Origin of the sequence: Buttiauxella izardii (assembly GCF_003601925.1) — a bacterium.
In the GTDB taxonomy this organism is placed as follows: domain Bacteria; phylum Pseudomonadota; class Gammaproteobacteria; order Enterobacterales; family Enterobacteriaceae; genus Buttiauxella; species Buttiauxella izardii.
This window is the reverse complement of sequence record NZ_QZWH01000062.1, coordinates 21,282-33,284: the sequence shown is the minus strand read 5'-3', so window position 1 is coordinate 33,284 and position 12,003 is coordinate 21,282. Positions and strand designations below refer to the sequence as shown.

At 52.1% G+C, this 12,003-nt stretch carries 11 protein-coding genes; all 11 read right to left on the bottom strand.

Going from position 1 to position 12,003, the window contains the following annotated elements; translation table 11 throughout:
- On the bottom strand, positions 1 to 206 hold a 206-nt coding region (locus D6029_RS21215), incomplete at its 3' end, for an RNA methyltransferase substrate-binding domain-containing protein (protein ID WP_272482851.1).
- Positions 207 to 319: 113 nt separating this feature from the next.
- A complete protein-coding gene (gene rnr / locus D6029_RS21210) occupies positions 320 to 2,782 on the bottom strand; it encodes a ribonuclease R (RefSeq protein WP_120066663.1) in 2,463 nt (820 codons plus the stop codon).
- Positions 2,783 to 2,821: 39 nt separating this feature from the next.
- The gene (gene nsrR, locus D6029_RS21205; protein ID WP_034492795.1) at positions 2,822 to 3,247 is read right to left on the bottom strand and encodes a nitric oxide-sensing transcriptional repressor NsrR; all 426 of its coding nucleotides are present in this window, start codon (positions 3,245 to 3,247) and stop codon (positions 2,822 to 2,824) included.
- Positions 3,248 to 3,407: 160 nt separating this feature from the next.
- The gene (locus D6029_RS21200; RefSeq protein WP_034492792.1) at positions 3,408 to 4,706 is read right to left on the bottom strand and encodes an adenylosuccinate synthase; all 1,299 of its coding nucleotides are present in this window, start codon (positions 4,704 to 4,706) and stop codon (positions 3,408 to 3,410) included.
- Between the two features lie 102 nt (positions 4,707 to 4,808).
- Positions 4,809 to 5,006: a DUF2065 domain-containing protein gene (locus tag D6029_RS21195; RefSeq protein WP_120066662.1), complete on the bottom strand. Its 198-nt coding sequence runs from the start codon at positions 5,004 to 5,006 to the stop codon at positions 4,809 to 4,811.
- Positions 5,007 to 5,072: 66 nt separating this feature from the next.
- Entirely contained in the window at positions 5,073 to 6,077 is a 1,005-nt protein-coding gene (gene hflC, locus D6029_RS21190) for a protease modulator HflC (RefSeq protein ID WP_120066661.1), read from the bottom strand.
- A gap of 2 nt (positions 6,078 to 6,079) precedes the next feature.
- Complete coding sequence (gene hflK, locus D6029_RS21185) at positions 6,080 to 7,342, bottom strand: FtsH protease activity modulator HflK (protein ID WP_120066660.1); 1,263 nt, start codon at positions 7,340 to 7,342, stop codon at positions 6,080 to 6,082.
- A gap of 53 nt (positions 7,343 to 7,395) precedes the next feature.
- Positions 7,396 to 8,697 carry a ribosome rescue GTPase HflX gene (gene hflX, locus D6029_RS21180; RefSeq protein WP_120066659.1) on the bottom strand — a complete coding sequence of 434 codons (1,302 nt, stop codon included), beginning with the start codon at positions 8,695 to 8,697 and terminating at the stop codon, positions 7,396 to 7,398.
- Between the two features lie 76 nt (positions 8,698 to 8,773).
- Positions 8,774 to 9,082, bottom strand: a complete 309-nt coding sequence (gene hfq / locus D6029_RS21175; RefSeq protein WP_034461169.1) for an RNA chaperone Hfq — start codon at positions 9,080 to 9,082, stop codon at positions 8,774 to 8,776.
- A 102-nt stretch (positions 9,083 to 9,184) separates the two neighbouring features.
- Complete coding sequence (miaA, locus tag D6029_RS21170) at positions 9,185 to 10,132, bottom strand: tRNA (adenosine(37)-N6)-dimethylallyltransferase MiaA (RefSeq protein WP_120066658.1); 948 nt, start codon at positions 10,130 to 10,132, stop codon at positions 9,185 to 9,187.
- Positions 10,125 to 12,002: a DNA mismatch repair endonuclease MutL gene (mutL, locus tag D6029_RS21165; protein ID WP_120066657.1), complete on the bottom strand. Its 1,878-nt coding sequence runs from the start codon at positions 12,000 to 12,002 to the stop codon at positions 10,125 to 10,127. The genes miaA and mutL overlap by 8 nt, the downstream gene beginning before the upstream one ends.
- Position 12,003: the final 1 nt, after the last annotated feature.

The following is a 12,003-nucleotide window of genomic DNA, read 5'->3' as shown; positions in this document are numbered from 1 at the left end:
CCCTGGTGCACAGCGCCTTCAGATTTTTCATCCAGCCACTGGCGGTTTGCCATTTGAACCGGCACACCCTGGGCTTCCAGCGCATGGATTAAAGGCATCAGACGTTTGTCTTCACGGCCTTTAAGAATAAAGACTTCCCGAAAACGCTGGGGGGCGTTATCAAGTAGCGCCTGGACGGCGTGGATGCCGTAAATCATTTCACTCATTGGTGTCACTCGTTTCAGCCGCAGATGCGACGGTGTTTAATGCTTAAGATGGTCGCCCTCACCCCAGCCCTCTCCCCCAGGAGAGGGAGAAAGCCAGAGCGAGGTGGTTTAAATTAGCTCGGCTGCTTTTTAGCTGCGCGCTTCGCTTTCGTGGCTGCGGCTATTTTACGGGTTTTATCAGAAGGAGTTTTTGCTTTCTTCTCTTTCTTTTCCGTCTTTTCCGTCTTGTCGACTTTCGCTTTCTTCGGCTTGGCTGGCCCTTTCTCTTTACGGAAAGTGCTGTCCGGCTCGAAGTTGGTGCGTTTGCCGCCCTGACGACGTTTTGGCCCGTTACCGTTTGCACCTTTTTTCGCCCGGTCTTTCTCAGTTTTGCCCACACCACGAGGGGCGCGAGTACTGGAGATCAAAGCAAAATCAATCTTGCGCTCATCCATGTGGACAGCTTCAACGCGCACCTCGACACGGTCGCCCAAACGATAAGTTTGCCCGCCAGATTCACCAATCAGACGCTGGCCAACCTGGTCGAAACGGTAGTAGTCGTTATCCAGCGTTGAAACGTGGACCAGACCGTCGATAAACAGATCGTCCAGGCGAACAAAGAAGCCGAAGCCGGTCACGCTGGCGATAATACCTTTAAAGGTCTGCCCAACCTGATCCTGCATAAAGTCGCATTTCAGCCAGTCAGCCACATCGCGTGTCGCTTCGTCGGCGCGGCGTTCTGCCATGGAACAATGCTGACCAAGCTGCAGCATTTCGTCCATTTCATAGTGCCAGCCACCCGACTCGGTGCTGTTGCCTTTATGACCCTGCTCTTTTGCCAGCAAATACTTAATGGCACGGTGCAGCAACAGATCCGGGTAACGACGAATCGGCGAAGTAAAGTGCGCATAAGATTGCAACGCAAGGCCGAAGTGACCACGGTTTTCTGGATCGTAAACCGCCTGTTTCATGGAGCGCAGCAGCATAGTTTGCAGCATTTCATGATCCGGACGATCGGCAATCGAGTTCAGCAATTCAGCATAATCACGCGGTTCTGGTTTCTGCCCGCCAGGCAGTTCCAGACCCAACTCGGCTAACACCGAACGGAATGACGTGATCGCCTCGTTGGTTGGACGATCGTGGTCACGGAACAGTGACGGCTCGTTGTTCTTCTCAACAAAGCGTGCCGCCGCGATATTCGCGAGGATCATGCACTCTTCGATAAGTTTGTGCGCATCGTTACGTACAGTTTGCTCGACGCGTTCAATGCGGCGTTCCGCGTTGAAGATGAACTTCGCTTCTTCGCTTTCAAACGAGATGCCACCGCGCTGAGCACGAGATACATCCAACACTTTGTAGAGGTTATGCAGCTCTTCGATGTGCGGAACCAGCGGCGCATACTGCTCGCGCAGTTCCTGATCGCCTTCCAGCATATGCCACACTTTGGTGTAGGTCAGACGCGCGTGGGAACTCATCACCGCTTCGTAGAATTTGGAGCCGGTCAGGCGGCCAGTCGAAGAGATGGTCATTTCGCAGACCATGCACAGACGGTCAACTTGTGGGTTCAGCGAGCACAAACCATTGGACAGCACTTCCGGCAGCATCGGGATCACTTGCGACGGGAAGTACACAGAGGTGCCACGGTTGCGCGCTTCTTTGTCCAACGCAGTTGGCGGACGAACGTAATAACTTACGTCGGCGATAGCGACATATAAACGCCAGCCGCCGCCGCGTTTCTTCTCACAGAATACGGCATCATCGAAGTCACGCGCATCTTCACCATCGATGGTGACGAGCGGGAGGTCACGTAAATCAACACGGCCAACTTTCGCTTCTTCCGGGACCTGCTCTTTCAGCGAAGCAACTTGTGCTTCGACTTCTGGCGGCCAGACGTATGGGATTTCATGGGTACGCAGGGCCATATCAACAGCCATCCCGGTTCCCATGTTATCGCCAAGAATTTCAACAATTTTGCCGACGGCTTTAGTGCGGCGAGTCGGGCGTTGGGTGAGTTCAACCACCACCACAAAGCCCATGCGAGCGCCCATCACACCTTCTGGTGGGATAAGGATATCAAAGCTCAGACGGCTGTCGTCCGGGACGACGAAGCTGATGCCCGCCTCGGTAAAGTAACGACCAACGATTTGCCCGGTTCTCGGTTCCAGCACGCGCACAATGCGCGCTTCGCGCCGGCCTTTACGGTCAGCGCCTAATGGTTGCGCCAGCACGATGTCGCCATGCATGCACATTTTCATCTGCTCAGATGAAAGATAGAGATCGTCTTTGCGGCCTTCAACGCGCAGGAAACCAAAGCCATCGCGATGACCAATGACTTTGCCTTTTAGCAAATCAAGACGTTCTGGCAGGGCGTAACACTGGCGGCGGGTAAAGACGAGCTGCCCATCGCGTTCCATGGCACGCAGACGGCGGCGCAGCGCTTCAAGTTGTTCTTCACCGGTAATATTCAGTTCTTCAGCCAGTTCGTCACGATTGGCTGGTTTTTCACGTTTGGTCAGATGAGCGAGAATAAACTCCCGGCTTGGGATCGGGTTTTCGTATTTTTCGGCTTCTCGTTCCTGAAAAGGATCTTTTGACATTGCGGTTCCTCCGTTGTCATTTGCTGAGGAAATAGTGATTTACTCCACCAGCAATAATTTGTAGAGCGGTTGGTTTTGGTCCACCAAATCGGCCAGCGTGTGCTTATCCAACTCTGTCAGAAAGCTTTGTACTGCCTGGGCCAGCGCCTGTTTCAGGCGACACGCGGGGGTAATATGACAAAACTCACTGCTACAGTTCACCAAAGAAAGCGGTTCCAGCTCGCGCACCACATCGCCGACACGGATAGAGACCGCCGGCTTGCCGAGGCGAATGCCACCGTTTTTGCCACGCACTGCCGTCACATAGCCTGCGCGACTGAGTTGATTGATGATTTTCACCATATGATTACGTGACACGCCGTACACTTCTGTTACCTCAGAAATGCTCGTCATTTTACCTTCTGGCAAAGACGCCATATAAATCAAAGCACGTAAACCGTAATCAGTAAAACTCGTTAACTGCACATCAACCTCTAGGGTGGGAGGGGAAACGCTTCTCGCCATCAAGGCGATATATTGATGATAAACCAGCCATATGGTTGCCAGCTAATTTATTTAACGGAGAAGGGGTATTAAACGGCAGGATAAAGCAGTTGGGGCGTGCTAAGCACACCCCATCACATCATTATGCGTCGAACGGGTCGCGCAGAATCATGGTTTCAGAACGGTCTGGGCCAGTAGAAATGATATCTACAGGTACTTCAGTCAGTTCTTCAATGCGTTTGATGTAGTCCAGTGCTGCCTGCGGCAAGCCACTACGCTCTTTCACACCAAAGGTGGTTTCGGACCAACCTGGCATGGTTTCGTAGATTGGCTCGATGCCTTCCCAGTCGTCAGCAGCCATTGGAGTGGTAGTCACTTCACGGCCATCTGGCAGACGGTAGCCAACGCAGAGTTTAACTTCTTTCAAGCCGTCCAGAACGTCGAGCTTGGTCAGGCAGAAACCTGACAGGGAGTTAATCTGCACTGCACGACGCACAGCAACGATATCCAACCAGCCTGTACGACGACGACGACCGGTGGTCGCACCGAACTCGTTACCTTGTTTGCACAGGAACTCGCCGATGTCATCAAACAGCTCAGTTGGGAACGGACCTGCGCCAACGCGAGTCGAGTACGCTTTGATAATACCCAGAACGTAATCAACATAACGTGGACCAATGCCGGAACCTGTTGCCACGCCACCCGCGGTGGTGTTGGAAGAGGTCACGTACGGATAGGTACCGTGGTCGATGTCCAGCAGTGTGCCTTGAGCACCTTCGAACATGATGAAGTCGCCGCGCTTACGTGCCTGATCCAGCAGATCGGACACGTCAACTACCATGCTGGTCAGAATGTCAGCAACTGCCATGACATCGTCCAGAACTTTCTGGTAATCAACCGCTTCAACTTTATAGAAGTTAACCAGTTGGAAGTTATGGTATTCCAGAACTTCTTTCAGTTTGTCGGCAAAGGTGGCTTTGTCGAACAGGTCGCCAACGCGCAGGCCACGACGGGCCACTTTGTCTTCATACGCAGGGCCGATACCGCGACCGGTTGTACCGATAGCTTTCGCACCACGCGCTTTCTCACGAGCCACATCCAGCGCGACGTGATAATCAAGAATCAGCGGGCAAGCTTCAGATAACAGCAGGCGCTCACGTACCGGAATCCCACGGTCTTCCAGCTCTTTCATCTCTTTCATCAGTGCAGCAGGAGACAGCACAACGCCATTACCGATGATGCTGGTAACGTTATCACGCAGAATACCTGATGGAATAAGATGAAGAACGGTTTTTTCACCGTTGATTACGAGAGTATGGCCTGCGTTGTGACCGCCCTGGTAGCGCACAACATATTTAGCCCGTTCAGTCAGAAGATCTACGATCTTTCCTTTACCTTCGTCACCCCATTGGGTGCCCAGTACGACGACGTTGTTACCCATTTTTCAAAATCACCGTTTGCTTAAAAAAGGATTCTACCATCGGTTTCCTCGATGATCAGCCCTTTTAGTATACAAAATGGTAATCGTCCACCTTAATGCGGTTCAGCCAGCGGCTCGACTCAACATGTAGTAGACAACGACACCCGCAACCACTAGTCCGCCACCAAAACGACGCAGCGTATTATCAGGAAGCTGCGTTAAAGCGGCAATCATACGACGCCACATGCGCGGATAAAGCATCGGTCCGAGACCTTCGAGCACCAAAACTAGCGCCAATGCCATCCAGATAGTCGAATTCATAATTCCCTCTAGCACCAATAAAAAAAGAGCCGGTCAGACCGGCTCTTGATACGTTTTTCGCAAATATTAACGTGCGCTATTCGCTGGTGTTTTCATGTAGCGGAAGAAATCGCTATCCGGGCTTAACACCATAACGTCCTGTCCAGAATTGAAGCTCGCCTCGTAAGCACGCAGGCTACGAATGAATGCATAGAAGTCTGGATCCTGGCTGAATGCATCTGCAAACAGTTTGGCCGCTTCTGCATCACCTTCACCACGGCTGATTCGGCCCTGACGCTCGGCTTCTGCCAGAGTACGAGTCACTTCGTAATCTGCGGTAGCACGCAGCTTCTCAGCTTCTTCCTGACCTTGTGAACGGTGACGACGAGCAACAGCTTCACGCTCGGCACGCATACGGTTGTAGATAGCTTCAGAAACCTCAGCTGGCAGGTTGATCTGCTTGATACGCACATCGACCACTTCGATACCCAATGCCGCCATACTGTTCGGGTTAACCACTGGCACTTTGCCTTTGGTTTCCGCAGTCACACGCGCAGCAGCAGAGGCAATCGCGTCATCCGCAGCAGGGGTTGCCACTTCATCGTCAGTGCCCGCAGTACCTGAGTTCAGCGCGTCACGTACATCCAGAGTCAAACGGCCACGAGAATCGGTCACGATGTCTTTCACATCAAGACGACCAATTTCAGAACGCAGACGGTCACTGAATTTACGTTTTAACAGCACTTCAGCCTGAGAAACGTCACCACCACCGGTTGCCAGGTAGTAGCGGCTGAAATCGCTGATACGCCATTTGATATAAGAATCGACGATCAGGTCTTTCTTCTCTTTGGTGACGAAACGATCGGCCTGGTTGTCCATGGTCTGAATACGCGCATCGAGAGTTTTCACCGACTCGATAAACGGTACTTTGAAATGCAGACCTGGTTCGTAGACCACCGGCTTGTTTTCATCATCACGCAACACTTTACCGAAGCGTAACGTAATCCCGCGCTCGCCTTCCTGTACCACGAAGATCGAGGTAAACAGCACAACCAGCACGATGATAATTAAAGCAATGACTGACTTACGCATCGTTATTCACTCCCTACGCGCTGGTTATCAGTGCGCTGCGCGTTCACGCGGCGCTGATCCATGATATCGCCCCGGCTTGACGAGGACTGTGTGCTGGCGCTACCGCTGCTTGAGCTGGATGCAGGCGGCAGACGCAACAAGTTGTTCGCGCCACTGGTGTCAGTCTTAGCCGCAGGCTGTGAACCGCCTTTCAGCATCTGATCCAGAGGCAGAACCATCAGGTTGCCACCTTTGTCGTTAACCAGAACCTTACGGGTATGGCTAAGCACTTTTTCCATGGTTTCGATATACAGACGCTCACGGGTAATTTCCGGTGCAGCTTTGTATTCCGGCAGCATCTTCGCAAAGCGAGCCACTTCACCCTGCGCTTCTAACACGGTCTGTGTTTTATAAGCGCGAGCTTCTTCAAGAATACGTTGTGCCTGACCGTTCGCACGCGGCTGAACTTCGTTGGTGTAAGCTTCAGCTTCACGGATGTATTGCTGTTCGTTTTCACGCGCAGAAATCGCATCATCAAATGCAGCTTTCACTTCTTCCGGCGGACGAGCAGCCTGGAAGTTGACGTCCAGCAAGGTGATACCCATGTTGTACGGACGAATGGTTTCTTCCAGTTCGCGCTGAGTATCATTACGAATAATGGTACGACCCTCGGTGAGGATCTTGTCCATGGTGTATTTACCAATAACACCACGCAATGCGCTGTCGGTTGCCTGACGCAGGCTATCGTCCGCGCTGGTCACGCTAAACAGATAACGACGCGGATCGGTAACGCGATACTGCACGTTCATTTCGACGCGAACCACGTTCTCATCGGAAGTCAGCATCACACCGGATGCCGCCAATTCACGCACGGCTTCAACGTTTACCGCTCGGACGCTATCAATGAATGTTGGTTTCCAGTTCAGGCCCGGCTCAACCAAGTGGCTGAATTGACCAAAACGGGTGACCACACCACGTTCAGCTTCCTTGATGGTGTAGAACCCAGTAGCAGCCCAAATAACGACAGCGACGGCGGCAACAATGCCGACCATACGACCGCCAATGTGCGGACGCGGAAGCTGTGAAGAACCGCCACCCGAACCACCGCCACCACTTTTACCGCCACCCAGGCCACCCAGTTTTTTACTTAATTTTCGGAAGATATCATCCAGATCAGGTGGCCCCTGATCCCGCCCTCCTTTCTTCTCCCCAGAGTCGCCGCCTGGTTTGCTGCTTCCCCACGGGTCGCGGTCCTGTCCGTTATTACCGGGCTGATTCCACGCCATGTTTATGCTCCATATTTGTTGTGCGGTGATATCCCCCGAAGGGGAAAAAGTCTTCAGGACATTCCCTTGACTTGCTCGACAATGTAGTCAGCGAGTGCCGGTTCTTGTTTACAGAGGCGACGCCAGTCAACAATAGGCATACGAATTTGTAAGCCAACACTGCCGTCTTCCTCCATCCACTCTTTTTCTATTGCCTGAAGCTGATAAAAACGGCTCCGAAGTCGCCCAGCCTGGGGGGGCAAGCACAACGTATGCTGTGCAATTTCACCAGATAAACGTTCCGTCAAAGCCTGGAAAAGCAGTGGAATACCGTCACCGGTCTGGGCAGAAAGCCAGACCCGAATCGGCATGTTTTCATCGTCTCTGTCGATACGTGGAACGAAATCTTCCAACATATCTATCTTATTCATCACCATCAGCGTTGGGATTTCATTAGCCTCAATCTCTTCGAGAACGGTATCTACCGCGGCAATGTTTTCCTGAATCCTGAGGTCGCTGGCATCAATGACATGTAATAACAGTGTCGCCTGACGCGTCTCCTGCAAGGTCGCTTTAAACGCTGCCACTAAATCGTGTGGCAAGTGACGAATAAAACCTACGGTGTCAGCCAGTATCGTTTCGCCCACATCCACGACGTTAATACGGCGCAATGTAGGATCAAGCGTGGCAAACAACTGATCAGCGGCATAAACGTCAGCCGTTGTTATTTGGTTAAACAGGGTGGATTTACCGGCGTTGGTGTAGCCCACCAGAGAAACGGTTGGGATATCAGCCTTGGCACGCGATCGCCGACCTTGCTCACGTTGTTTTTCAACTCGTTCTAAGCGACCAAGGATCTGCATAATCCGGTTGCGCAGTAAACGGCGGTCAGTTTCGAGCTGAGTTTCCCCAGGGCCTCGTGAACCAATCCCCCCTCCCTGACGCTCAAGGTGGGTCCAGCCGCGCACCAGGCGAGTAGCCATGTGACGTAACTGAGCCAGTTCAACCTGCAACTTACCTTCATGGGTACGCGCACGTTGAGCAAAAATATCTAAAATCAGGCCGGTTCTGTCGACGACGCGACATTCACACAGCGCTTCGAGGTTACGCTCCTGAGCTGGAGACAACGCGTGATCAAATAAAATGACCGATGCCCCAGTGGCTTTCACTGCATCGGCAATTTCAATTGCCTTACCTTCACCAACAAAATACTTTGGGTGAGGAGCTTTACGGCTACCAGTAACCACCTGTAATGCTTCGACGCCAGCTGAAGAAACCAGAGATTCAAACTCCTCTAGATCTTCCATGTTTTTGTCTTGCGTAAAATAGATGTGTACCAGCACCGCCTGCTCACCGGCATCATAACGGTCAAACAAGCGTATAACCTCTCAAAAAGACCAGCGGGGAACCCTGCATCCCTGGTTCCCCGGCTTGGAAAAACAACGTTACGCCTTATTCAGCGTCTTCGTTGTCTTGTTGTGGCGCAGAACCTTGCGCGCTTCCACCATGGTGGTAGCTGCCAGAACCGCTAGTACCGGTGTTATTGCTGTGATGAGATACCGGACGTGACGGAACAACAGTTGAAATCGCGTGCTTATAGACCATCTGGCTAACCGTGTTTTTCAACAGGATTACAAACTGATCAAAAGACTCAATCTGACCTTGCAGCTTAATACCATTCACCAAATAAATAGAAACTGGAACACGTTCGCGACGCAGTGCGTTCAAGAACGGATCTTGTAATGATTGCCCCTTAGCCATTCTATCTTTTCCTTATATGCTTGTTGTTTGTAACTCAAGAACCCTGAGGCTCTGAAAAACTGCGTAAAATATTGCGCACCATAACGATTCAATTGTACACATTCATTGGTGCTTCGCACTAACAACCTGTAGTACATCGTTGTAAGATTGAGACGGATTCTCACTATCTAACCAGTGAACTCCCTCCCAACCTCGCAACCAGGTCATCTGTCGCTTAGCCAATTGTCTCGTCGCGCAAATACCACGATAAACCATTTCATCATGTGAAATTTCGCCCTCCAGATAAGACCACATCTGTCGGTATCCCACACAACGAATGGAAGGCATGTCCGTATGCAAATCACCACGGGCAAAAAGAGCCCGAACTTCAGCTTCAAATCCAGAAGCTAACATCTGATGAAAACGCTGCTCAATTCTTTGATGGAGCAGTTCACGGCTCGCCGGGGCGATGGCGAACTGATGCACCTGGTAAGGCAGAGCTTCTCCTGACGTTTTCGTCAGTTCCGTTAAAGTTTTACCCGAAATGAAAAAAACTTCCAGTGCACGGGAAAGCCTTTGTGGATCATTTGGATGAATACGTGCAGCGGCGACAGGATCAACCTGTGCTAACTCACGGTGCAACGCTTCCCATCCTTGCTCTGCAGCCTGCTTCTCTATCCGTTCCCGAACGTCCAGGTCAGCGGATGGCAACGGCGATAAACCTTCTAACAATGCCTTGAAGTAGAGCATCGTACCCCCGACTAACAAGGGAATACGCCCGGCGGCGGTAATCTCAGCCATTTCAGCCAATGCATCACGCCGGAAATCTGCGGCGGAATAAGCTTGTGCCGGGTCGAGAATATCAAGTAACCGATGTGGAGCCTGGGCCAGTTCTTCAGCCGTGGGCTTCGCAGTACCAATATCCATCCCTTGATAGATAAGGGCCGAATCGACGCTTATCAACTCTACCGGCAACGTTTTACGCAAATTAATGGCTAACGCTGTCTTACCTGAGGCCGTCGGCCCCATCAAAAAAATTGCCTGTGGCAGGCTTTGCTTAACTTCAGTCATGTTTCAGGGCGTTCATCGCCAATTGTAAATCAACAGGTTGTAACAAACCGCCAGGTGGTGATTTCACCAGTTGCGGACAGAGGCGCTCCACATCAGCCAGCAGGGCAATTGCCTGCGCCTGATTCCATTGTTCATGATTGCCGTCCATTTGACGAGCAAACCACTGAGCAATCTGTGTTGCGTTAACCTCTGTCTGTTGCGCCAGGTATCCTGGCAGTTCGTGAATCAAGATTTGTAAATTTTGTTTACGTAAAGGTAAAGGTACGGTGCGAATTGTGATTTGACGCGACTCAACGGCGAATTCGATGCCCATTTCGAGTAGAAGCGGCTGATATTTAACCAGAACGTCTTGTTCTTCCTTCGTCACTTTCAAACGAATGGGGATCAGCAACGGTTGCGCACAGGCTCCGCTAGCCCCTGGCACTAATTGCGCCATTTTCAACCAACGTTCAGCCACGCTTAATGAAAGCAGCATGATTTTCCCATCACGCTCGAGTAACGCGAGGTCTGGAGCAATAACCGTCAGCACGCGGCCAAAACTCTGCGCGTGCGCGTCTAACGCTTCATAAGACTCTGGTTCTGGTTCGGCAACGCGATTCCTGGAAACAGAAGACGTTGGGGTATTCAGCAACTCGCGGTATACCGCCCCTTCTTTCTTCTGGAAACCAGGTGCGGCATGTGGCCATAACGGAGTGCTATTTTTGCTCGCACTGCCTCCGCTATATCCGCCAGAAGCAGGAGCAGACTCGCGCGGTGAAGCAACGGGCGCTGGTGTAGCAAACTGGTTTCGCCCGGACGCAACGCGGTTTTCTGGCTGCCAGCGCGGTGTCGCGTCTTCCGCCGTTTCTTCCAGCGGCAAACGGTTTTCGCTCTGCTGTTGCAGTACGCTCAACACGCCCTGGTAGATAAAATCATGCACCAGGCGCGACTGATGAAAACGCACTTCATGTTTGGCAGGATGCACATTCACATCCACCTGATGCGGGTCGATTTCCAGATACAGCACAAACGCCGGTTGCTGATCGGCTCCAAGTTTATCTTCGCAAGCCTGACGAATTGCGTGATTAATCAAGCGGTCGCGCATCATGCGCCCGTTCACGTAGCAATATTGAATCTCTGCCAGCGCGGAAGTCGTGCCCGTTGGCTCCGCCACCCAGCCACGTAATGCCAGGTCGCCATGTTGCCATTCAATCGCCAGCGCTTGTTCGAGGAACGGCGTGCCGCAAATCGAACCCAGGCGACGTTCACGCGGTGCACCTTCTGCCACCGCGCGATACTGGCGAATCACTTTGCCGTTATGCGTCAGGTTTATCGACACATCAAAACGCGCCAACGCAATACGCCTGACGATTTCATCAATGTGGTTAAATTCGGTTTTTTCGGTGCGCATGAACTTGCGACGTGCGGGCGTGTTGTAGAACAAATCCAGCACTTCGAGCGTGGTCCCGACCGGGTGTGCAGCGGGTTTTACCGTTACATCCTGCTCGCGCCCTTCGGCGTAGGCCTGCCACGCTTCACTTTGTTCTTCTGTGCGAGAGGTTAACGTCAGGCGGGCCACCGAGCTAATACTGGCGAGCGCTTCGCCACGAAAACCGAGGCTGATAATCGCCTCAAGGTCATCAAGCGTCGCGATTTTACTGGTGGCATGACGAGCCAGCGCTAATGCCAGCTCATCTTTTTTGATACCGCAGCCGTTGTCACGAATACGAATGAGCTTGGCGCCACCGCGTTCGATATCAATATCAATCCGCGTAGCGCCTGCATCAAGACTGTTCTCAACCAGTTCTTTCACCACCGATGCGGGGCGCTCTACCACTTCGCCAGCAGCAATCTGGTTGGCAAGTTGCGGCGGCAGAACCTGAATCGGCATG

What these genes read in the sequence shown, in the direction of transcription:
- miaA (WP_120066658.1), bottom strand. Translation starts at nt 10,132, where the DNA reads ATGACTGAAGTTAAGCAAAGCCTGCCACAGGCAATTTTTTTGATGGGG.
- hfq (WP_034461169.1), bottom strand. Translation starts at nt 9,082, where the DNA reads ATGGCTAAGGGGCAATCATTACAAGATCCGTTCTTGAACGCACTGCGT.
- hflK (WP_120066660.1), bottom strand. Translation starts at nt 7,342, where the DNA reads ATGGCGTGGAATCAGCCCGGTAATAACGGACAGGACCGCGACCCGTGG.
- rnr (WP_120066663.1), bottom strand. Translation starts at nt 2,782, where the DNA reads ATGTCAAAAGATCCTTTTCAGGAACGAGAAGCCGAAAAATACGAAAAC.
- D6029_RS21195 (WP_120066662.1), bottom strand. Translation starts at nt 5,006, where the DNA reads ATGAATTCGACTATCTGGATGGCATTGGCGCTAGTTTTGGTGCTCGAA.
- mutL (WP_120066657.1), bottom strand. Translation starts at nt 12,002, where the DNA reads ATGCCGATTCAGGTTCTGCCGCCGCAACTTGCCAACCAGATTGCTGCT.
- D6029_RS21200 (WP_034492792.1), bottom strand. Translation starts at nt 4,706, where the DNA reads ATGGGTAACAACGTCGTCGTACTGGGCACCCAATGGGGTGACGAAGGT.
- hflC (WP_120066661.1), bottom strand. Translation starts at nt 6,077, where the DNA reads ATGCGTAAGTCAGTCATTGCTTTAATTATCATCGTGCTGGTTGTGCTG.